The sequence below is a fragment of the Paraburkholderia oxyphila NBRC 105797 genome, from assembly GCF_000685075.1.
Classification (GTDB): domain Bacteria; phylum Pseudomonadota; class Gammaproteobacteria; order Burkholderiales; family Burkholderiaceae; genus Paraburkholderia; species Paraburkholderia oxyphila.
The window spans coordinates 14,183-36,006 of sequence record NZ_BAYD01000059.1 but is presented as its reverse complement, the minus strand read 5'-3'; the positions used below and the strand labels follow the sequence as shown (position 1 = coordinate 36,006).

At 66.2% G+C, this 21,824-nt stretch carries 22 protein-coding genes; 12 read left to right on the top strand and 10 right to left on the bottom strand.

The features are described 5' to 3' along the window. Window positions 1–118 precede the first annotated feature (118 nt). Window positions 119–640, bottom strand: coding sequence for a YMGG-like glycine zipper-containing protein (locus BO1_RS30215; RefSeq protein WP_043287222.1), 522 nt, complete (start codon window positions 638–640; stop codon window positions 119–121). Window positions 641–665: 25 nt separating this feature from the next. Continuing rightward, window positions 666–1,022 (bottom strand): hypothetical protein, encoded by a 357-nt coding sequence (locus tag BO1_RS30210; protein WP_028220743.1) that lies wholly within the window; start codon window positions 1,020–1,022, stop codon window positions 666–668. Window positions 1,023–1,616: 594 nt separating this feature from the next. On the opposite strand from BO1_RS30210, the gene BO1_RS30205 reads away from it, so the two are divergent. Then, window positions 1,617–2,084 (top strand): DUF2844 domain-containing protein, encoded by a 468-nt coding sequence (locus tag BO1_RS30205; RefSeq protein ID WP_156992467.1) that lies wholly within the window; start codon window positions 1,617–1,619, stop codon window positions 2,082–2,084. Between the two features lie 41 nt (window positions 2,085–2,125). On the opposite strand, the gene BO1_RS62110 is transcribed toward BO1_RS30205, so the two are convergent. Continuing rightward, window positions 2,126–2,482 (bottom strand): Cys-every-fifth RiPP peptide CefA, encoded by a 357-nt coding sequence (locus BO1_RS62110; RefSeq protein WP_176572808.1) that lies wholly within the window; start codon window positions 2,480–2,482, stop codon window positions 2,126–2,128. A gap of 65 nt (window positions 2,483–2,547) precedes the next feature. Between BO1_RS62110 and BO1_RS53385 the strand changes: the two genes are divergently transcribed. The 5 genes from BO1_RS53385 to BO1_RS53380 all read left to right on the top strand — a co-directional run bounded on the left by BO1_RS53385 (window position 2,548) and on the right by BO1_RS53380 (window position 8,731). Continuing rightward, complete coding sequence (locus BO1_RS53385; RefSeq protein WP_407670018.1) at window positions 2,548–3,651, top strand: DUF3443 family protein; 1,104 nt, start codon at window positions 2,548–2,550, stop codon at window positions 3,649–3,651. Window positions 3,652–4,110: 459 nt separating this feature from the next. Beyond that, entirely contained in the window at window positions 4,111–5,808 is a 1,698-nt protein-coding gene (locus tag BO1_RS30195; RefSeq protein WP_028220741.1) for a methyl-accepting chemotaxis protein, read from the top strand. 15 nt (window positions 5,809–5,823) lie between these two features. Then, on the top strand, window positions 5,824–6,675 hold the full coding sequence (locus BO1_RS30190; RefSeq protein ID WP_028220740.1) for a CheR family methyltransferase: 852 nt from the start codon (window positions 5,824–5,826) through the stop codon (window positions 6,673–6,675). After that, window positions 6,662–7,159 (top strand): chemotaxis protein CheD, encoded by a 498-nt coding sequence (locus tag BO1_RS30185; RefSeq protein ID WP_028220739.1) that lies wholly within the window; start codon window positions 6,662–6,664, stop codon window positions 7,157–7,159. Before BO1_RS30190 ends, BO1_RS30185 begins: the two co-directional genes overlap by 14 nt. Window positions 7,160–7,240: 81 nt before the next feature. Continuing rightward, entirely contained in the window at window positions 7,241–8,731 is a 1,491-nt protein-coding gene (locus tag BO1_RS53380) for a chemotaxis protein CheW (protein WP_052409660.1), read from the top strand. A gap of 113 nt (window positions 8,732–8,844) precedes the next feature. Here BO1_RS53380 and BO1_RS30175 read toward each other — a convergent pair whose 3' ends face one another. Beyond that, entirely contained in the window at window positions 8,845–9,855 is a 1,011-nt protein-coding gene (locus BO1_RS30175) for a DUF2891 domain-containing protein (protein ID WP_028220738.1), read from the bottom strand. A gap of 134 nt (window positions 9,856–9,989) precedes the next feature. Beyond that, a complete protein-coding gene (locus BO1_RS30170) occupies window positions 9,990–10,742 on the bottom strand; it encodes a TetR/AcrR family transcriptional regulator (RefSeq protein WP_028220737.1) in 753 nt (250 codons plus the stop codon). Window positions 10,743–10,962: 220 nt separating this feature from the next. Here BO1_RS30170 and BO1_RS30165 point away from each other — a divergent pair, with 220 nt between their 5' ends. From BO1_RS30165 to BO1_RS30150, 4 genes are read left to right on the top strand one after another with little or no spacing between them, the layout of a single operon-like run. Beyond that, window positions 10,963–12,144, top strand: a complete 1,182-nt coding sequence (locus BO1_RS30165) for an isovaleryl-CoA dehydrogenase (RefSeq protein ID WP_028220736.1) — start codon at window positions 10,963–10,965, stop codon at window positions 12,142–12,144. 25 nt (window positions 12,145–12,169) lie between these two features. Beyond that, the gene (locus BO1_RS30160; protein WP_028220735.1) at window positions 12,170–13,777 is read left to right on the top strand and encodes a carboxyl transferase domain-containing protein; all 1,608 of its coding nucleotides are present in this window, start codon (window positions 12,170–12,172) and stop codon (window positions 13,775–13,777) included. Between the two features lie 26 nt (window positions 13,778–13,803). After that, entirely contained in the window at window positions 13,804–14,595 is a 792-nt protein-coding gene (locus tag BO1_RS30155; RefSeq protein ID WP_028220734.1) for an enoyl-CoA hydratase/isomerase family protein, read from the top strand. A gap of 35 nt (window positions 14,596–14,630) precedes the next feature. Beyond that, complete coding sequence (locus tag BO1_RS30150) at window positions 14,631–16,640, top strand: acetyl/propionyl/methylcrotonyl-CoA carboxylase subunit alpha (protein WP_028220733.1); 2,010 nt, start codon at window positions 14,631–14,633, stop codon at window positions 16,638–16,640. Between the two features lie 66 nt (window positions 16,641–16,706). Here BO1_RS30150 and BO1_RS30145 read toward each other — a convergent pair whose 3' ends face one another. Continuing rightward, entirely contained in the window at window positions 16,707–17,180 is a 474-nt protein-coding gene (locus BO1_RS30145) for a carboxymuconolactone decarboxylase family protein (RefSeq protein ID WP_028220732.1), read from the bottom strand. A gap of 66 nt (window positions 17,181–17,246) precedes the next feature. Here BO1_RS30145 and BO1_RS30140 point away from each other — a divergent pair, with 66 nt between their 5' ends. Then, window positions 17,247–17,750: a MarR family winged helix-turn-helix transcriptional regulator gene (locus BO1_RS30140; protein ID WP_028220731.1), complete on the top strand. Its 504-nt coding sequence runs from the start codon at window positions 17,247–17,249 to the stop codon at window positions 17,748–17,750. Window positions 17,751–17,765: 15 nt separating this feature from the next. Here BO1_RS30140 and BO1_RS30135 read toward each other — a convergent pair whose 3' ends face one another. The 4 genes from BO1_RS30135 to BO1_RS30120 form a co-directional block, all read right to left on the bottom strand. Further along, entirely contained in the window at window positions 17,766–18,548 is a 783-nt protein-coding gene (locus BO1_RS30135; RefSeq protein ID WP_028220730.1) for a CDP-diacylglycerol diphosphatase, read from the bottom strand. A gap of 130 nt (window positions 18,549–18,678) precedes the next feature. Continuing rightward, the gene (locus BO1_RS30130; protein ID WP_028220729.1) at window positions 18,679–18,996 is read right to left on the bottom strand and encodes a DUF6587 family protein; all 318 of its coding nucleotides are present in this window, start codon (window positions 18,994–18,996) and stop codon (window positions 18,679–18,681) included. After that, entirely contained in the window at window positions 18,993–20,846 is a 1,854-nt protein-coding gene (gene feoB / locus BO1_RS30125; RefSeq protein ID WP_028220728.1) for a ferrous iron transporter B, read from the bottom strand. Before feoB ends, BO1_RS30130 begins: the two co-directional genes overlap by 4 nt. Then, window positions 20,843–21,100: a FeoA family protein gene (locus tag BO1_RS30120; RefSeq protein ID WP_028220727.1), complete on the bottom strand. Its 258-nt coding sequence runs from the start codon at window positions 21,098–21,100 to the stop codon at window positions 20,843–20,845. The genes feoB and BO1_RS30120 overlap by 4 nt, the downstream gene beginning before the upstream one ends. A gap of 174 nt (window positions 21,101–21,274) precedes the next feature. On the opposite strand from BO1_RS30120, the gene BO1_RS59570 reads away from it, so the two are divergent. Continuing rightward, a complete protein-coding gene (locus BO1_RS59570) occupies window positions 21,275–21,814 on the top strand; it encodes a hypothetical protein (RefSeq protein WP_156992466.1) in 540 nt (179 codons plus the stop codon). Window positions 21,815–21,824: the final 10 nt, after the last annotated feature.

The following is a 21,824-nucleotide window of genomic DNA, read 5'->3' as shown; positions in this document are numbered from 1 at the left end:
GTGTCGTCGAGCCTTGTAACGATAGACAAACGCGCCCGTTAAGGGCGCGTTGCTTTTGGGGCCACTCGAGCGCTCGCGCAGGCGAGTGCGCAAGCCAGCGTGGCCGGCCGCGCGTCGCTCAGTACGAACCTGGCGGCGGCGGGGGCGGCGATCCCGGCGGCGGAGGCGGCAGATAGCGCGGCTGCGTCTGATAGGACGGCTGCTGCGTCTGCATGCGGCCCGCGACGGGAATGCGGTTGCCGTTGGCGTACATGCACTGCAGATACGCGTAGTCGTAGCGGCGCTGGACGTCGTAGGCCGAGCCTTGCGCGTTGCCCATGCCGACGGCGCTGCCCGCGAGCAGGCCGGCGCCCGCGCCGATGGCCGCGCCGCTGCCGCCGCCGAACGCCGCGCCCGCGGCGGCGCCCAGCGCCGTGCCGACCACGGCGCTGCCCACGGCGCTATTGGTCGCGGCCTGGTTGGTGGTGGTGCCGCCCACCTGCTGGAAGGCGAACTGGCGACAGTTGTAGTCGTCGTTGCGGAACTGGTCGAAGGTCTTGCCGCTGCCCGGCAAGGCCATCACGCTCGGCCCGGTCGGGACCACGGCGCACGCGCTCAGAAGGCCTGCAGCGGCGAACAGCGCGAAATAGGTCGGTTTCATGATTAACTCGATCGATGTCGTCAGATCAGTTCGAAGGCGCCGGTTGGGCGGGCACGGCGCGCCAGCCCGACGAGCATTGCTTCACATAGGGATAGTAGGTCTTCGACGCGTCGCAGTAGTACCACGTGTCGTCGTTCGCGCCGTTGTCGCCGCCGGGCGCCTGGGCTTGCGGCTGGCCCTGCTCGACGTAGTCGGGCGCCGGCGGCGGCGCGACGATCACGGGCGCCGGCGCGTAGTAGTAGGGGGCGACCGGATAGTAATAAGGTGCGCCGAAAGGCACGCCGACACCGATGGCGACGCCCACGCGCGCCGCGTGCGCCGCGCCGCTTGCGCAGGCCACAGCGGCCAGCGCGGCCCCGAGAATCAATTTCGACCTTCTCACAACGATCTCCAGAACGGAATTGGGCCGGGCGCGCGTGCCGGCCTGGCCTTGCACACCCGTGCATTCTGCAACGCTATGACATTGCGAGGTTCATTGCAATTACGCAAACGCCACTGTTTTTTCGAGTTGTTACAACGCAGGCGGCGTAGCGCGCGCGTGGCCGGCGCCGGCGGCACCCGTCGGTGGCGATCGGCGTGCAAGCGGCCGTTATATGGAACGATTTACCCGCGTTCTCTCGAGCGGCGAGGCCTGGGCGCCTCGGTGGGCGGGACCGCTGTCTTGTAATACTTGGAGATCGATCAGCGAGCCGAATTTTCCCATCGGCGCAAGAGCGCTCGATCAGCTTTCACGCATTTTCATCGATCGCCGGGTGTTCCATGCCCATGCACGCCTGTGCCGCGGCGCGTCAGACGCCGATGCACACGGGCTTTCAGCGTGTAAGCCGATGGCGCGCCGCCCGGACGCAAAAAACTCGAATAGTCATTTCGATTCGCCGAGCGAGATGCGCGTGCTCAGACCCGCTTAGACTCGCCGGACGCTCCGTGCGGGGCGCGAAGCATCCGTTGACGTCATCGATTTACTAAGGACTACAACATGAAGGGGATTCTGACAATGAGTGTGGCCGCCGCGATGGGGCTCGCCGCGGCACCCGCATGGGCGGCATTGGGCGGTGCACCCGCCTTTCCGCAGGCCCAGCGCACACCCGGTACGCGCTTGATGGCCGCTGCAAGCTCGGTTGCGGTGCCCTGGACCGTCACGACGACCACGCTCGACACCGGTACGGTGATTCACGAATATCTCGACGCCAGCGGCACCGTATTCGCCGTCTCCTGGCGCGGACCGCGTGTCGGCTCGCTCGATACGCTGCTGGGCAGTTACTTTCCCAACTGGCAGAAGGGGCTCGCGGCGGCGCACGCCGCGCGCGGCGGCGGTTACGGGCCGGTTGCCGTGCATCAGGACGACCTTGTCGTCGAAACGGGCGGCCATATGGGCGCGTTGACGGGGCGGGCGTGGCTGCCGAAGGCGCTGCCTCTCGGCATGAGTGCCGATCAGATCCAATAAGCGGGGACGCGCGATGAACAAGATCATCATGGTTTGCGCGCTCAGCGCCGGTGTGCTGCTGTCGGCCTGCGGCGGTGGGGGCGGTGGCGATGGCACGCCGAACAACGGCGCGGCGGTGTCGAACGGCGCTTCGAGTGCTTCGGGGGCGTCGGGCCCGTCAAGCGGAGGCGCCTCGGGCAATACGAATAACGGTACTTCGGGTTCTGGCGGCTCGGGCTCGGGGAACAACCCTGGATCGGGTAACTCCGGCTCGGGGAACAACTCTGGATCGGGTAACTCTGGCTCGGGCAACTCTGGCTCGGGCAACTCTGGCTCGGGCAACTCCGGCTCGGGCAACTCCGGCTCGGGCAACTCCGGCTCGGGCAACTCCGGCTCGGGCAATTCCGGCTCCGGCACATCGGACTCCGGCTCCGGTTCCGGTTCCGGCAATTCCGGTTCGTCAGGCGGCGGCTCCACCGCCGATATCGGCAACACGATTCCCGTACGCGTCTCGTCCGCGACCGCCGTGCGCAATTTCCCGCTCGTGAGCGTCACGGTTTGTCAGCCGGGCAGCAGCGGACAGACCAGTTGCGCGACGATCGACAACGTCTTGCTCGACACGGGCTCGTTCGGCTTGCGCCTTTATGCGTCGGCGATTCCTGCCTCGACGCTCGCCGCGCTGCCCGTGCAGACCGATCCCGCCAGCGGCAAGAGCGTGGCCGCCTGTGCCGCATTCGGCTCGGGCTACACGTGGGGAAGCCTGCGCACGGCAGACGTGAAGCTCTCGCGCGAGGTGGCGGCCGCCGTGCCGATCCAGGTGATGGGCGACGCCGCGATCGTCTCGCCGGTGCCGGCCTCGTGTGTCTGGAACACGGCGCTCACGAGCCCGGCCGTGCTGGGCGCGAACGGGATACTCGGCGTCGGGGTCGCGCGCTACGACTGCGGTGCCTCGTGTGCAGGCAGCACGCCGCGCGCGGGCTACTACTACGCCGATACCGCTCCGGCCACGCCGATCTCGATGCCGCTCGTCAATCAGGTCACGAATCCGGTGGCGCTTTTCCCCGTCGACAATAACGGCCTGATCGTGGACATGCCGGCAGTCGCTGCCGGCGGCGCGCCCACGGCGACCGGCACGGTCACGTTCGGCATCGGCACGCAGTCGAACAACCTGTTGGCCGGTACGGGCGCCACCGTGCTCGCGACCGATCGCTGGGGCAACTTCACGGGCAGCGTCGGCAATGGCAGCACGGTGCAGACATTCATGGATTCGGGCTCGAACACGCTGAGTTTCGAGGACTGGTCGATCGTCCAGGATGGTGTCTGGTATGTGCCCGCCTCGCCGCTCAAGCGTACCGTCGCGCTATCTGACACGAACGGCGTGAATGCCACGACGAACATTGTCATCGGCAATGCGGATGCGCTGTTTTCGACGCTGAACTTCGCGTTCAGCAATCTCGCCTCGTTCCTCGCGCAGACCGTCGATCTGGGCATGCCGTTCTTCTACGGCCGGCGCATCTATTACGGGATCGACGGCACGTCGTCAGGGGCGGGCGCGACGGGGCCGTATGTCGGCTACGTGTCGAACTAGTTCTCCCGCTCGAGTGCCATGAAAAGCGCGCCGCAACGGCGCGCTTTTTTCTTGAAAGACATAACCACACCATATCCAAAACGCCATAAAGGAAATTGCGCGGAAAGGGAAAGCCTTTCATTCAATTTTCATTGTGTATGCGTTTTAAAAGCCCGTGTTGCGAGCGCATGACAATTGCTCGATCAGAGCACAAAAAATCCCGTAAAGAAAACGTTTGCATTAGAGAAAACCCCTAGTCAAGCCGCACCGCGTAAACGCCGATATCACGCAAGTAGGGAAGCCCTATTGCGAGCGGCAGCTTCGGCACAGGAATTTGCCGTTCTCGATCGGATTCGATGCAAAAATTAGACGTTATAAAACACGTCAATAAAATGAATGAGAGAACGCCTGCTAGCTGCGGGCGGATCGCTGGATTGCGCCGCGAGGCACAGCCGCTGCAACGACAACGGGGGTAAAACGATGGAACATGCGACGCCGGACCGGCAGCTCGAGATGATCGAGCTGAGTGCAGTGAGCGCAGCACTGAACCGCGCGCAGGCCGTGATCGAGTTCGACCTGCAGGGCATCATCCTGCATGCCAACGACAATTTCCTGGCCGTGCTCGGCTATACGCTCGACGAAGTCCGCGGCAAGCATCATCGAATGTTCTGTGATCCTGATTATGTGCATAGCGAGGCCTATCGCCAGTTCTGGGAACGCCTCGGCCGCGGCGAGTTCGATCGTGGCGAATATCGCCGCATCGGGCGCGGCGGCCGCGAGATCTGGATCAACGCGTCCTACAACCCGGTGCTCGGCGCGGACGGGCGTCCCTACAAAGTCATCAAGTTCGCCACCGACATCACCCAGGCCAAGCAGCAGCATGCCGACTACGAAGGCCGCTTGCGCGCGATCGACAAGGCGCAGGCCGTGATCGAGTTCGACACGAACGGCATCGTGCTGCAGGCGAACCAGAATTTCCTCGACACGCTCGGCTACCGGCTCGAGGAGATTCAGGGCAAGCACCACCGCCTGTTCTGTGACGATGCCTACGTGCAGAGCACGGAGTATCGCGAGTTCTGGGCCAAGCTCAATCGCGGCGAGTTCGACTCGGGCCGCTACAAGCGTGTCGGCAAGGGCGGGCGCGTCGTGTGGATTCAGGCCACCTATAACCCGATCTTCGACGTGAACGGCCGCCTCTACAAGGTGGTGAAGTTCGCGAACGACGTGAGCGCGCAGGTCGAGCTCGAGGAAAGCGTCAAGCGCCGCGCGGAGAGCGATCAGCTCAAGGTCGAACAGTTGCTTGCGGTCGTGCGCAACGCCGCGTCGGGCGATCTGACCGGTCACGTCGACGTGGCCGGCGACGAGCCCATCGACCAGCTCGCGGCGGGCATCAAAAGCATGATGAGCGACCTCGCGGGCGTGATCGGCAAGGTCGTGGAATCGGCGGGCACGTTCAAGGACTCGTCGAAGGACATCGCAGCGCGAGCCGATACGGTGGCTGGCGGTGCGCAACTGCTCGGCGCGACCGTCGAGGAAATGAACGCGTCGATCGAAGAACTGACGGCGTCGATCAACTCCATTGCCGACAATTCGCGCGGCGCCGATCAACTGGCCAAGGACACGCAGCAGGAAGCGGAGCGCGGCGCCAAGGCGGTGACGCGCTCGATCGAAGCCATGGAGCTCATCAACCGCTCCTCGGAGGACATCGCCGAGATCATCAAGGTGATCGGCGAGATCGCGAGCCAGACCAATCTGCTCGCGTTCAACGCCGCGATCGAGGCGGCGCGCGCCGGCGAGCACGGGCTCGGCTTCTCGGTGGTCGCCGACGAAGTGCGTAAGCTGGCCGAGCGGTCCTCGCAGGCGACCAAGGAGATCTCGAAGCTCATCAACGAGTCGGTCAAGCGCGTCGCGCAGGGCAGCGAAATCTCGAAGCAGGCGGGCGAGGCGTTCGAGAAGATCGTGGCGGGCGTGGCCCGCACCACCCAGGCGATCTCCGAGATCTCGTGCGGTGCCGACGAGCAACTCGTGGCCGCACGCGAAGTGAGCGCCGCGATCCAGCAGGTGGCGGAGGAGACCGAGAAGTCGGCGGGCGCCTGCGACACCATCGCCCGTGCGGCCGCATCGCTCAAGGGCGGCGCCGAGGGGCTCGACAGCACGGTAGCGCGCTTCGTCGTCTAAACGCCGGGGGGCGGAGTGGATATCGATCAGGATGTCGAACCTTCGGTGCAGCGCGCGCTGTTCGAGCAGGTGCGCCGCCATACCGGCATCGCCATGAACGAGCGCAAGTGGACCATGCTCAAGGGTCGCTTGCGTCGTCGCGTGATGGCGCTCGGTTTGCCGGACTATCGCGACTATCTGCAGGTGCTCGACACGAACGCCGATGAAATCGACGATTTCATCGACCTTGTGACGACCAACGAGACGTCGTTCTTCCGCACACCGCGCATCTGGGACTATCTCGCGCAGAGCTTCCTGCCGCAGTGGTTCGCGGCGCATCCGGGCTCGGCGCTGCGCGTGTGGTCCGCGGCGGCGTCGAGCGGCGAGGAAGCGTGGTCCACGGCGATGCTCTGCGAAGAGTTTCGGGCGCGCGAGGCGGCGTTTCGTTACGCGATCGTTGGCACCGATATCTCGGATGGCATCCTCGCGAACGCGCGTGCCGGCAGCTATCGGGGCCGCAGCATCGAGGGCCTGCGCCAGAGCCATCCCGCGCTGCTGCAGAAGTATTTTCGCAGCGAGGGCGTGCAGGCGGGCGTGGGCGAGGCGCTGCGCGCGCACGTCGCGTTCCGGCGCCACAATCTCTATGCGGCGCCGCGCGAGCTGGGGCAGTTCGATCTGGTGCTGTTGCGCAACGTGCTGATCTATTTCGACCTCGAAGGACAAAAGGCGGTGCTCGCGAACGTACGCCGCGCGATGCGCCCGAATGCCGTGCTGATCGTGGGCGAGTCGGAATCCCTGAGCCGCGTGACGACGGGGTTCACGTTCGAGCAGCCGCTCATCTACCGCAACGGCCAGCATCGCGAGGAGCGCGACCATGAGCACGCGTGACGTGCAGGTGCGGATGTGCGAGATCGCGGTCAGCACCCGGGACGACGCCAGAATCCTGCGCGCCACGCTGGGCTCGTGCGTGGGCATCGGGCTGCTGTGGCGCGCGCGCGGTACGAGCGGGCTTGCGCATTGCCTGCTGCCGGAGCCGGTGGGCAGGCCGCGCGCCGTGCCGGCCGAGCGTCACGGCCAGGACGCCAAGTACGTGGTCGACGCGCTGCCTGCGCTGATCTCGATGATGGGCGCCCAGGCGGCGCCCGAGGGTGAAATCGAAGCCGTGCTGGCGGGCGGCGCGAACATGATGCACCACCGGACCACGATTCACGAGCCGATCGGCGAACTGAACGTGCGCATGGCGCAGCAACTGCTGGCGCACGCGCGCGTGCGCGTCATCCACACGGATGTGGGCGGCGAGTGCGGGCGGCAACTGACCATCGATTGCGGGCAGCAGGACTACGCGGTGCGCCGCTTTTCGCGCCCGGGGTGAACGGCGCGCCTGGCTCCACTTACGCAGGGTATTTGCCTCCCGTTCGACGCCCATCGTTCCCATTCGCTACGGAGCTTCACGATGAACCATCGTTCGCTGGCCGCCGCCGGCCAGCTCGAGCTGTACGGGTCGTTTCACCTGGCCGGCACGGAGCTCGCGTTGCCCGTCGCCGCGCTCCAGGAAGTCGTCAATCATCCCGAGACGCTCACGCCGGTGCCGCTCGCGCCGCCTTATCTGCTCGGTTTGTTCAATCTGCGCGGCACGCTGATTCCCGTGGTCGATTTGCACCAGTTGCTGAATCTGCGCGACGAGGGCACCGCGCTCGCGCGCAAGATCGCGATCGTGGAGACCGCGGGCGTGCGCGTGGGATTGCGCTTCGACGCAACTGGCGAGATTCTGCGTGTGCCGAAGGATCAGGTGATCGCGATCCAGACAGCCGAAGGCAGTGCGCCGGCGGTGATCGGCGCGGTGCTCAAGCTCGACGGCGGCGAGCACGTGCTGCAGGTGCTGTCGGCGGCGGCGCTGCTCGGGCTGCGCGACGTGCCGCATTTCGTCGATCAAGTTGCGCGCACAACCGGGCGAAGAGCGCAACAAGGGCAGCGTCGCCAGAATGTTTCGTTCAAGGTGGGCGGCACTGCGCTGGCGCTGCCGATGGGCGCTATCCAGGAGATCATCCGCGTGCCGGCGCTGCAGCATTCGCCGATGGCCGACGACGTGTGCATCGGCATGCTCAACCTGCGTGGCGCGACGCTGCCGGTGCTCGATTTCGGCACCTTTCTAGGCTTTGCGCGTGCGCCCGACGCGGAGGTCGCCGCGGATGAGCGGCGCATCGTGGTCCTCAACCGCGACGAGGGCTGCTTTGGCCTGCTGGTGGACGAAGTCGCGAGCATCGTCGCGTACCGCGAAGATGAGCTCTTGCCGATGCCTTCCTATGGAAGCGCGCATCGCTCGCTGTTCGCGGGCTATCTCGCCGCGGGCGACTCGACGGGCGTGCTGCTCGTGAACGCCGATGCGCTCTTTGCGAACGAGCGCATCGCGACGCTGGCAACGGGCCATCGCGATCTCTATCGCAAGGTCGTGCAAGCGGGCGATGCCGCCCAAAAGCGCGGCGGCACCCGGCAGACCCTCGTGACGTTCCGCATCGGCCAGTTGATCGGCGTGCGCATTGCCGAATTGCGCGAGGTGATCGACTACCGCGACGACATCGTCAAGACGCCGGGCTTGCCCGCTTTCGTGCGCGGCGTGCTGAATCTGCGTGGCGTGATCGTGACGGTCATCGACGTGCGTTCGATGTATGCGATGCCGCCCTACGAGGATCTCGCGCACGCGAAGATCCTGATCGTCGAGCATCGTGGAGAAAAGTACGGACTGCTGGTCGATTCGGTCGAGGATATCGTGACGCTCAATGGCAGCGCCCAGCTGACGATGCCCGCGATGTTCACGCGCGCCGCCGGTACGCAGACGCGCGGCGACATGCGCGAGGCGGTCGAGTTGCCGGGGCAGGGCACCTTGATGCTGCTCGACCCCGTGCCGCTGTGCGAGCGCGTGGCCGAGGAAGCCGCGGCGTTCTGATCGCCGCGAGGGCAGGCAGCGCGCGATGGGGGGGCGAGGGGCGCTCGCTGCGAGCGGTCAGCGTGCGCCGCTAACCCAGGCGCGCACAGCGACGCCAGGTGTGCCCGCTACGCTCAGGCTTCGAGCGCCAGCGTCGCGAAGCTGGCGAGCCAGTGCTCGCCCATATAGTCGCCGGCGACGTGCTCGAGCGCCGTGTCCAGATGCGTCTGCGCGGCTTCGCGCAGCGCGAGCGCACGCGCGTCGCCTTCCGGCAGCACGCGCGCGAGTGTGCGCTGGCACCACGCGCGGCTCAGGTTCAGGCCGTCGAGATGGGCGATCTTGCCGTCGCTGCGGTCGGTGACGGTGGCGGGCAGGAACAGCGTGGCCGGCTCGCGCGCGGCCAGCGCGGGCAGAAAGCGCTCGAACCACGCGGCGAACGCGTCGGCGCCCAGCACGCGGCTCATCAGCACCGCGACCATGAGCGAGGGCGAGAGGAACTCGTCGCCCGACGGCTCCCACGCCTGGCATCCCGCATCGCCTTCGTGCCAGCGCCGTGCCGTCTCCTCGATCAGGCGTGCGAGCCCATCGCGCGACGTCCGACGCGCAAAGTCGAGTGCGAGCGTGAGCGCGAATGCGGTGTTGAAGTGCGTGCCCACGCGCAGCGGATAAGTCGCCTTCGGCAGAAATTCCTCGAAACGCTCGACGAACGCCTCGGTGAGCGGCGTCAGCGTGCGCGACCAGCGCTGGGCCTCAGGCGTCTTCATGCCATGCAACTGCCCCGCGAGCGCGAGCAGCCAGGCCCAGCCGTAGGGACGCTCGAAGCCGCGGTTGTGCGGCAGGTCGAGGTAGGCGCGCTCGCCGGCCATGTTCGCCTCAGTGAAGTGCTCGTCGATCACGGCGACGATGCGCGGCGCCTCGGGCAAGTCGGGGAAGCGCTCCAGCAGATGCGCGACGAGCCAGTAGCCGTGCACGCATGAATGCCAGTCGTAGCTGCCGTAGAACACGGGATGCAGCGCGCGCGGGCCCTGCACGTCCTGCGGACCGGCCAGCGAATGGGTGAGCTTGTTCGGATACTCGCGCGTGAGGTGGGCGAGCGCGAGCGACGCGAAGCGCGAGGCGAGCGCAGCGGTAAGCGTGGTGTGCATGGCGGTCTGTGCGTGGCGGCTTGAAGGGACTGATGCGAAAGCACCAGCTTAGCGCGAAACCCCCACACCTTGCCGGCGCGTTGCGCGAGCCAGGGGCGCCGTGCTTTGACGCCAGCTAGCGGCGTGACCGGACGCTAATCCTGTGAAGACGATTGCGCGCCCGCCTTGCGCGGCGCGCGTTCGCGCTCGAGCCGGCGCATGGCCTCACCCACGTCCTGGCTGAATTGGGCGAGCGCGGCCAGCTCGATATTGGGCGGCTGCAGCGCATTCCACAATACGTCGGCGAGTTTCTCCGCTGTGGCGTCGATATCGGTGCGGCGGTTGCCGAGCGTCGCGTCCCAGAGCACGTGCTCCATCGGCCCGAAGATCAGCGAGCGCAACAGGCGCAGCGGCATGTCGTTGCGAATCTGCCCGCATTCCTGGCCGCGCGCGAGCACGCGCATGAGCGGCGCCGTGTAGCGCCGCTGCATTTCCGTGAGCGCCTCGCTGAGCTCGTGATGGCGCGTACGTCCCTCCGAAAGCACCAGCTCGCAGATGCCCGTGCCGCTCTCCAGCATCAGCCGCAAATGCATGCGCACGATGAATGCAAACTGCTGGCGCACGGTGCCGTCGCGCGGCAGGCCCGCCTCGATCGCCTCGATCGATTCGTCATACCAGTCGCCGATCACGCGCGAGCACAACTCGCGTTTGCCGCGAAAGTAGCTGAACACCGTGGCTTCGGAGATGCCCAGCCGCTGCGCGATTTCGGCCGTGGTGGCGCGCGTGTAGCCCTTTTCGGAGAACACCTCACGCCCGGCCTCGAGTATCTCCTTCACGCGCTGCTGGGACTTGCGCCCGGCCGGCTGGCGGCGCGATGCGGGCAGGAAGGTATTGGGGGCGGTAGACATTCTGAGTAAGGTTCAGTTTACGACGGGATTCGTGTCAATTATGCACGATGTCTCACGCTTTGCAATGCGATGAAAGCGCTATGAAGTGGAGGTTACAAGAAATCTGAGCGTTACTCAAAAATTTCTATTGACGTTAACGTAAATGTGGCGTGAAATGTGTCCCCAAGGGGCAAGTCGCGTCACCCGCGAGAACGCCCGCGCCCTACACAGGAGACACAGGATGAGCAACGTACCCGGTTTGCAGTTCCCGCTTGGCGAAGAAGTCGAAATGCTGCGCGACAGCATCCAGAACTTCGCGGCCAAGGAAATCGCCCCGCGCGCGGGCGAGATCGACCGCACCGACCAGTTCCCGATGGACCTCTGGCGCAAGTTCGGCGACCTGGGCGTGCTCGGCATGACCGTCTCCGAGGAATACGGCGGCGCGAACATGGGCTACACGGCGCACATGGTGGCGATGGAGGAGATCTCGCGCGCCTCGGCTTCGGTCGGCCTTTCTTATGGCGCGCATTCGAACCTGTGCGTGAACCAGATCCACCGCAACGGCACCGAGGCGCAAAAGCGCAAGTACCTGCCCAAGCTCGTCTCGGGCGAGCACGTGGGCGCGCTCGCGATGAGCGAGCCGAACGCCGGCTCCGACGTCGTCAGCATGAAGCTGCGCGCCGATAAAAAAGGCGACAAATACGTGCTCAACGGCACGAAGATGTGGATCACCAACGGCCCGGATTGCGACACGCTGGTGGTCTATGCGAAGACCGATCTCGAAGCGGGCCCGCGCGGCATCACGGCGTTCATCGTCGAAAAGGGCATGAAGGGCTTCTCGGTGGCGCAAAAGCTCGACAAGCTCGGCATGCGCGGCTCGCACACGGGCGAGCTCGTGTTCCAGGACGTCGAGGTGCCCGAAGAAAATATCCTCGGCCAGCTCAACGGTGGCGTGAAGGTGCTCATGAGCGGCCTCGACTACGAGCGCGCCGTGCTCGCGGGCGGCCCCACCGGCATCATGGCCGCCGTGATGGACGCGGTCGTGCCGTACATTCACGAGCGCAAGCAGTTCGGCCAGGCCATCGGCGAATTCCAGCTCATCCAGGGCAAGGTTGCCGACCTCTATACGACGTTCCAGGCGTGCCGCGCGTATCTCTACGCGGTCGGCCGTCAGCTCGACACGATCGGCACCGATCACGTGCGCCAGGTGCGCAAGGACTGCGCCGGCGTGATTCTCTACACCGCCGAAAAGGCCACGTGGATGGCCGGCGAGGCCATCCAGATCCTCGGCGGCAACGGCTATATCAACGAATATCCGGTCGGGCGTCTCTGGCGCGACGCGAAGCTCTACGAAATCGGCGCGGGCACGAGCGAGATTCGCCGCATGCTGATCGGCCGCGAGCTGTTCGCGGAAACCGCTTGATTTCGCCATCCTGAGGAAACACGAGATGCCGATCATCGAATCGAAACTCAACCCGCGCTCGGACGACTTCAAGACGAACGCCGCCGCGCTCGAAGTGCTGGTGGCGGACCTGCGCGAGAAGATCCAGAAGCTGTCGCTCGGCGGCGGCGAGGCTGCGCGCGACAAGCACGTCTCGCGCGGCAAGCTGCTGCCGCGCGAGCGCATCGCGCAACTGCTCGACCCGGGCACGCCGTTTCTCGAGCTTTCGCAGCTCGCGGCCTACGGCATGTATAACGATGACGCGCCGGGCGCGGGCATCATCACGGGCATCGGGCGCATTGCGGGCCAGGAGTGCGTGATCGTCTGCAACGACGCGACCGTGAAGGGCGGCACGTACTATCCCGTCACCGTGAAGAAGCACGTGCGCGCGCAGGAAATTGCGCAGGAAAACAACCTGCCTTGCGTGTATCTGGTCGACTCGGGCGGCGCGAACCTGCCGAACCAGGACGACGTATTCCCCGATCGCGACCACTTCGGCCGCATCTTCTACAACCAGGCGAATCTCTCGTCGCAGGACATCCCGCAGATCGCTGTGGTGATGGGCTCGTGCACGGCAGGCGGCGCCTACGTGCCGGCGATGAGCGACGAGTCGATCATCGTGAAGAACCAGGGCACGATTTTCCTGGGCGGCCCGCCGCTCGTGAAGGCCGCCACCGGCGAAGAAGTGAGCGCCGAAGACCTCGGCGGCGGCGACGTGCATACGCGTCTTTCTGGTGTGGCCGATCACCTCGCGCAGAACGATGCGCATGCACTTTCCATCGCGCGTTCGATCGTCGGCAATCTCAATCGCACGAAGACGCCGCCCGTCGTGATGCGCGAGCCGCTGCCGCCGCGCTACGACGCCAAGAGCGTCTACGGCGTGATTCCCGTCGACACGCGCAAGCCCTTCGACGTGCGTGAAGTGATCGCGCGCATCGTCGACGACTCGGCCTTCGACGAATTCAAGGCGCGCTACGGCACCACGCTCGTCACGGGCTTCGCGCACATCTGGGGCCATCCGGTCGGGATCATCGCGAACAACGGCATTCTCTTTTCCGAGTCGGCGCTCAAGGGCACGCACTTCATCGAGCTGTGCTGCCAGCGCAAGATTCCGCTCGTGTTCCTGCAGAACATCACGGGCTTCATGGTGGGCCGCAAGTACGAGAACGAAGGCATCGCGCGTAACGGCGCAAAGATGGTGACGGCGGTGGCCACGGCGAAGGTGCCGAAGTTCACGGTCATCATCGGCGGCTCGTTCGGCGCGGGCAACTACGGCATGTGCGGCCGCGCGTACTCGCCGCGCTTCCTCTGGATGTGGCCGAATGCGCGCATCTCGGTGATGGGTGGCGAGCAGGCCGCCTCCGTGCTCGCCACGGTGCGCCGCGACGGTATCGAGGCGAAGGGCGGCACGTGGAGCGCGGAAGAGGAAGAGGCATTCAAGCAGCCGATCCGCGACCAGTACGAACTCCAGGGTCACCCGTACTATGCGAGCGCGCGCCTGTGGGACGACGGCGTGATCGATCCGGCCCAGACGCGCGACGTGCTCGGCCTCGGTCTTTCGGCCACGATGAACGCGCCGATCGAAGACACGCGCTTCGGCGTGTTCCGCATGTAAGCGCGCGCGGAGAAGAGAACATGACGATGCAATACGAAACGCTGCTGGTCGAGGTGACCGGCCATGTCGCGACCGTCACGCTCAATCGCCCCGACGTGCGCAACGCGTTCAACGAGACGATGATCGCCGACCTGAACGCGGCCTTCACCGCGCTCGGCGCGCGCGACGACGTGCGCGCCATCGTGCTCGCGGGCAACGGCAAGGCTTTCTGCGCGGGCGCGGACCTGAACTGGATGCGCAAGATGGCCGGCTACTCCGACGAGGAGAACCGCGCCGACGCACTGCGTCTCGCGCGCATGCTCTCAGCCGTCTATCGCTGCCCGAAGCCCGTGATCGCGCGCGTGCATGGCGACGCCTACGCGGGCGGCATGGGCCTCGTGTGCGCGGCCGATATCGTCGTGGCCGTGGAGACGGTGCACTTCTGCCTCTCCGAGGCTCGCCTCGGGCTGATGCCGGCGACCATTGCGCCCTATGTGATCCGCGCGCTCGGCGAGCAGGCTTCGCGCCGCTATTTCGTGACGGCGGAGGCATTCGACTGCGCGACGGCGCTGCGCCTCGGCCTCGTGAGCGAAGCGGTGAGCGCGGCCGAGCTCGACGCCACCGTCGAGCGCATCGCCGACACGCTCTGCGCTAACAGCCCGAACGCGGTGCGCGAGTGCAAGCAGCTCGTGCAGGACATCGCGGGCGAGACGATCGACGACGCGCTGATCGAAGACACGGCCGTGCGGATTGCGCGCATCCGCGCGAGCGAGGAGGGACGCGACGGCGTGTCGTCGTTCCTCGAGAAGCGCACGCCACGCTGGCGTGATCCGGCGTGAATGACAGGCGCACCAGAACGATTGCGAGACTTCCTATGTTCAACAAGATTCTGATCGCCAACCGCGGCGAGATTGCCTGCCGGGTCGCGGCGACTTGCCGACGCCTCGGCATCAAGAGCGTGGCCGTTTATTCGGATGCCGATGCAAACGCCAAGCACGTTGCCGCGTGCGACGAGGCCGTGCATATCGGCGAGGCTGGCGCAGCGCAGAGCTATCTGCGCATCGAGCGCATCATTGCCGCCGCGAAGGCGACCGGCGCACAGGCGATTCACCCTGGCTACGGGTTCCTTTCGGAAAACGAAGATTTCGGCCGTGCGTGCGAAGAGGCCGGCATCGTCTTCATCGGACCGCCGGTCGAGGCGATCGCCGCGATGGGCTCGAAGGCCGCGGCCAAGGCGCTCATGCATGCAGCAGCCGTGCCGCTCGTACCGGGCTACCACGGCGACGACCAGGACCCCGCGCTGCTCCAGCGCGAAGCCGACGCGATGGGCTATCCCGTGCTGCTCAAGGCGAGCGCGGGCGGCGGCGGCAAGGGCATGCGCGTGGTCGAGCGCAGCGAGGACTTCGCGGCGGCGCTCGCTTCGTGCAAGCGCGAGGCCGCGAGCAGCTTCGGCAACGACCGCGTGCTGATCGAGAAATACCTCACGCGCCCGCGCCACGTGGAAGTGCAGGTGTTCGCGGACAAGCACGGCGGCGCCGTGTATCTGTTCGACCGCGATTGCTCTGTGCAGCGCCGTCACCAGAAGGTGCTCGAAGAAGCGCCCGCGCCGGGCCTCGATGAGAGCGTGCGGCGCGCAATGGGTGAAGCGGCGGTGGCCGCGGCGCGCGCGGTGAACTACGAGGGCGCGGGCACCGTCGAGTTCATCATGACCGGCGCGGACTTCTACTTCATGGAGATGAACACGCGCCTGCAAGTCGAGCACCCGGTGACGGAAATGGTCACGGGCCTCGATCTCGTCGAATGGCAGTTGCGCGTGGCGGCGGGCGAGCCGCTGCCGCTCCAGCAGTCGCAACTCACGGTGACGGGTCATGCGCTCGAGGCGCGTATCTACGCCGAGAATCCGGCGCGCGGCTTTCTGCCTTCGACGGGCACGCTCAAGCATCTGCGCATGCCCGCGGGCGTCGAGTTCAGGATTGGCGACGCGGGCGAGCGCGCGAGCGTGCGCATCGACAGCGGCGTGCGCGAGGGCGACACGATCACGCCGTTCTATGACCCGATGATCGCCAAGCTCATCGTGCATGGCGCGACGCGCGACGATGCGCTCGCGCGCATGCGCCGGGCGCTCGAGGAATGCGAAGTCGTCGGTCCGCATACGAACGTGGAGTTCCTGCATCGGCTCGTGACCTGCGAGCCGTTCGCGAGCGCCGATCTCGACACGGGCCTGATCGAACGTCACAACGACGCGCTGTTCGCGCCGCAGAACAAACCGCTGCGCGAGGTGCTCGCGCTGGCTTGCGCGGCGCTGATCGCGCGCGAGGGCGGCTTGGGGCAGGGCGCATCGCCGTGGCAGGCGCTCGCGCATTGGCGGCTCAATGGCGGCTTTGCGCAGACCTTCGAATGGCGCGATGTCGAAAGCGATGCGGCGTACACGACGGCATTCACGCAGGACGGCGGTGCACAGACGCTATCGTTGGCGGGCGAGGAAGCGCGCTACACGTGGTGGCGCGGCGAAGGCACCGACGAATACGGCGTGACGATAGGCGACAGGCGCGTGACGGGCCGTGTGTTCATCGACGGTGATGTCTTCCACGTGTTCTGCCTTGGCACGGCCATGGTGTTCGAATGGCAGAACCTGCTTGCGCACGCGGCGGACGCGGAGCACGGCGAAGGCCGCCTCACGGCGCCGATGCCGGGCAAGGTGATCGCGGTGCTCGTGGAGCCGGGCGCGTTGGTGGAAAAGGGCGCACCGCTGATCGTGATGGAGGCGATGAAGATGGAGCACACCATCGGCGCGCCAGCGGCGGGCAAGGTGACCGAGGTGCTCTATGGCGTGGGCGACCAGGTCGCCGACGGTGCCCAACTGCTGATGCTGGAAGCCGAGTGATGATCTGAGAGTGAAGACCTGAGAGTTTTACCCTGGGGCGTTTCGCGAGAGCGAAACGCCATTTTTTTACGCTTCTTCCTTAACCGGCGGCGCAAATTGCAACGCCACAGCAATCCGGTTCCATGCGTTGATGTTGGCAATGGCGGCAGTCAGAAACGCCAGCTGCGCACCGGGGAACTGCTCTTCCACCTTCTGGTATAACGCGTCGCTCACACCCTCGTGCAGCTTCGACGTGAGCGCTTCCGTGTAAGCCAGCGCGGCCTGCTCGCGCTCGGTATAGAGCGCGGGCGCCTCATGCCACGCCGCCACCAGATCGAGCTTTGCACGCGGCACATGCTTCTCACGCGCGATATTCAGGTGGAACTGAATGCAGAACGCGCAGCCATTGATTTGCGACGCGCGGATCTTCAGCAATTCAGTGAGCGGCTTTTCGAGCCCCGACTCGTCGACGGCCTTGCTCATGGCCGTAAGCGCGGCGGCCACCTGCGCGGCGTCGCGCCTGAAAGTTTCGTAGCTGATGCGGGAGGATGGGCTGGACATGACTGGACCTCGCGTCGGTGACAGGATAATATCAGAGCACGAATATCATATTCGAACTCTGACATCATGCGCAAGACTGTGACATCTGCGCCGAAGCACGACGGCGAGCGCAACCCGCTCATTCCTGCACCGGGCGAGGGCAAGCGCGGCGAGGCCGGCCATATGGGCTATCTGCTGCGCCAGGCGGGCGCGGCGCAGCGCTTGCGCATGGAGCGCGCGCTGGCCGACCTCGCGATCACACCGCCTCAATTCGTGGTGTTGACGATGCTCGCGGCTTATCCCGGCATCTCCGGAGCCGATCTCGCCCGGCTCGCGGTGCTCACGCCGCAGACGGTCAGCGTGATCGTCGCCAACCTCGAGCGCAGCGGCGCGATCGAGCGCCGGCCGCATCCGGTGCACGGACGCATTCAGCAGATCGAGGTGAGCGGCGCAGGCGAGACGCTGCTCAAGCAGTGCCGCGCGCGCGTCAAGAAGCTCGAGGCGCAGATGACCGAAGGCTTCACGCCCGCCGAAGAGCAGGTGATTCGCCGCTGGCTGGCGCGCCTGGCACGCGAAGACGATGCCGTATGAGCGTCGCGCGCCGCGTTATTGCGCGCGAGCGAGCGCGCACGAATGATCGAGCAGGCCTTCGGCGGTGCCCGTGCCGCCTTCCACGTCGAGACCGCTATTGACGACGAGCCAGCCGTCGCGCGCGGTGTCGGGGCCGGCACCGGTCACGAGGATCGTCTGCACAGCCATGCTTTGCTGCGCACTCAGGTCGCGTGCGACCACGCGGAACGGGTTGCCGCCGTCGTCGAGACGCGTCACGCGCGTGACGCGGTAGCGCTTGCCGTCCAGCGTCGTCCAGCGCCACGTGCCGGGTGTGTCGCGACGATACGGCGCGAGCGCATCGACAATGTCGTTACGCATGCAATCGACGTGGATATGCAACTGGTCCTGCGAGCGCTGTTGCGACGAGTTGATTTCGAGGCCGAGCTGGGTGGGCGCGAGCGTCGTTTTCAGTTTGGCGTCCACGTAGCGGCCCGCGGCCCATGCGCCTACCCAATATTCGGGCGAACCGCCGTAGAGTATCTCGGCGCTTTCGATGCCCGATACGCGGTCGGTGGGAATCAGCAGATACTGCGCGCGTCCGTTGATGTCCTTGAGCACCGCATAGCGCTTCTGGAAGTCCACCGTCGTGCACGGGCCGGGGTCGCCCCTGTCGCGCGCGTTCGCCACGCATTGTTCGCCAACGACTTTCCAGAGCCCGTTTGCGTCGAGCGTGGAGAGGCGCACGCAGCCGGTGGCACCGAACGCTGCAATGAGCGAAACGCATAGCGCTGCAAAGGCAGACTTGCGATGGGCGGCAAAAGTGGGGACGTGAGGCATCGGCGCTAAACGGGAGAGTCGGGCAAATCGGGAACGGACCGCGCGATGCGTTTCGCCGCGCTCTTGCACACGGCGCGCTCGCACGGGCTGGCCTTGCTGCCGCGAGTGTAGCCGAAACAAGGTGACGCGCTTATTTATGGCGCGGGTGGAACGTAACGGGCTGCTCGCGCGAGGAGGCATCGGCGCGGGCATCGACAGGCGCATCGGCCGGCCCGCAGGTTCCGCACGTGCCGCAGCCGTCGCCGCAATGGCCCGTGGCGCCTTTCGGCTGCACGAAGCGGCCCAGGCGTTGTGCGAATGCGCCTCGCTGCGGCCGCAGCAGCGCAGCCGCGGCGGCGGCTTGCCAGCGCGCGGTCGTGGTGGGCGCAAGCTTGCGCAGCGCCGTCCACAGGCTTGCGGCTACGAGCAGCGCGATGAGCGCATATTGAAGAACGAGACTCGTGCTCATAAGAAGCGGCTCGCGATCTGGTACGTGATGAACGAGGCCGCGTAGGCCACCACGAACATATAGCTGAACGAGATCACCACGGCGCGCCACGAACGCGTCTCGCGGCGGATCACGGCGAGCGTCGACATGCACTGCGGCGCAAACGCGAACCATGCCATCAGCGAAAGCGCGCTGGCCAGCGAAAAATTCTGCACGAGCGTGTGGCCGAGCGCGACGATGTCGCCATCGCCGCTCGCCACCGAATAGACCGTCGCGAGCGCGGCCACCGCCGTTTCGCGCGCGGCGAACGCGGGAATCAGCGCGAGGCTCATCTGCCAGTTGAAGCCGAGCGGCGCGAACGGCCATTGCAGCGCGCGGCCGAGATAGCCCGCGATCGTGTAGTCGATGGCCGGCTGCGTCGCGCCATCGGGCGGCGAGGGGAACGTGGAGATGAACCACATCAGCACGGTCAGCGCGAGGATGATGCCGGTGAGGCGCTTCAGGAAGATCGAGCCGCGCTCCCACAAGCCGATTGCGACGTCGCGCGCGCGCGGCAGGCGGTACGACGGCAATTCCATCAGCAGCGCGTGCTCGCCACGGTCGCGGCGCAGCTTCTTCATCACCCAGCCCACGGCCATGGCGCCCACGATGCCGGCCGCGTAGAGCGCGAACAGCACGAGCCCCTGCAGATTGAATACGCCGAAGATCAGCCGGTGCGGAATGAACGCGCCGATCAGCAGTGCGTAGACGGGCAGGCGCGCCGAGCACGTCATGAGCGGCGCGACGAGTATCGTGGCGAGCCGGTCGCGCGGATCGGAGATGCTGCGCGTGCCCATCACGCCGGGAATCGCGCAGGCGAAGCTCGACAGGAGCGGAATGAACGAGCGGCCCGTCAAGCCGACCGAAACCATCATGCGGTCGAGCAGGAAGGCCGCGCGCGGCAGATAGCCCGACTCCTCCAGCACGAGGATGAAGAAGAACAGCACGAGAATCTCGGGCAGAAAGCCGAGCACGGTGCCTACGCCGCCGAAGAGCGCGTCGGTGACGAGGCTGCGCAGCGGGCCGTCGGGCAGCGCCGCGCCCACGACGCCGCCGAGCCAGCCGAAGGCGTCGCCGATGGCGTCGGTGAGCGGCTTGCCGAGCGAGTAAACGGCCTGGAACACGAGGAACATCACCACCGCGAGAATCAGCGGGCCTAATACCGGATGCAGCGCGAAGCGGTCGATGGCGTCGTCGCGCGCGTCGGTGGCGCGCGGCATGGTCACGGCGTCGGCGAGGATGCGGCGCACGGTGGCGTGCAGGTCGGCGTCGTGGTTCTGGCTCGTGCTGCCTTCATGCGAAGCGGGCGACGCATCGGTGCCTGCGCGGTCGATCAGCTCGATGAGCGCCTGGGCACCCCCGCGCCGCACGGCCACGGTCTCGACTACGGGCATGCCGAGCTCGCGCGAGAGCGTGGCGACGTTCACCTGAATGCCCCGGCGTTTCGCGGCGTCCATCATGTTGAGCGCGAGCACGACCGGACGGCCCATGCGCTTGACCTCGAGCACGAAGCGCAGATGCAGGCGCAGGTTGGTGGCGTCGGCGACGCAGACGATCAGGTCGGGCGCCGCCTCGCCCGGATAGCGGCCGAGCAGCACGTCGTGAGTGACGCGCTCGTCGGGGCTGGCCGAATCGAAACTGTAGGCGCCGGGCAGATCGAGCACCTGGATGTGACGGCCCGTGGGCGTGGCAAAGCGGCCTTCCTTGCGCTCGACAGTCACGCCCGCATAGTTCGCCACCTTCTGGCGCGCGCCCGTGAGCAGATTGAAGAGCGCGGTCTTGCCGCAATTGGGATTGCCAACGAGGGCGATGCGCAGCGGTGCCTGACTCATGCGGCGGCTCCCGCGTCGACGTTCAGGCTCACGCTCACGCGCTGCGCCTCCGCGCGTCGCAGCGCGAAGCGCGTCGAGCCGATCTGCACGAGCAGCGGATCGGCGCCCCACGGCGCGCGCGCGACGACGCGCACGGGCTCGCCGGGGACGAAGCCGAGATCGCGCAGACGCTGGGCGATGGGGTCGCGGGCCGAGGCGTCATCGACGCGCTCGACGTAGGCAGTGGCGCCCTTGGTCAGGTCGGTCAACCGCATGGGGATTCTTGCCGTCTTGAAATGAGAACGGTTCTCATTGTAACGGCGATGAAAGGGATTGGGTGGCCAATCGGGCCGGGGCGGGTTGATGCAGATGCGGTGTGAGGTGGGAACGGCGGGCTGGGGCGGGCGGCGGATGGGTGGGTGCGTGGAATTGACGCATGGGGGAGAGACGTGGGGATCGCCAGGCCTCGTCTGGCCGCGTGCGGCCACTTTCAGTCAAGCCCGCAGCGGACACGTCTGGCCAATTCGGGAAGCAATTTCCTGACGAAGGGCTTCGAACTCGGCAATACGCGACTCGACTACCTTCAGCTTTGCGCTCAGCAGCTTCGACAATTCCAGTTCGGGATTCGCCGCCGCGCGAATGCTCGCGCCATGCTCGATACGGCTGCGGCGATGAGCACGACCCCAGTGCCGCCGTTCGACCCAGTGCATACGCTATTTGCCAACTTGCTGGGCTCCGTCGTGCTTGTCTGGGCCGCCGTTCGTCTCTGGCGCACCGTGCCTGCACACGGCTTGTTCGATGGCGTTGCGCGCGTGCTCTTCGCTTTATGGGAGGGTGTCGCGCTCTATCACGGTGCTACGCCGCTGATTGTGCCTTTCCTCGTCGTCGAACTGGCATTTGGCGCCGCGCAGTTATTGCCGGTAGTCCGCGACGTCATAAGGTGCAAGGAACGGGGCCGCAAGGAAGAGTGCGCGTACTATCACCGCTAGCGGAGTCGAT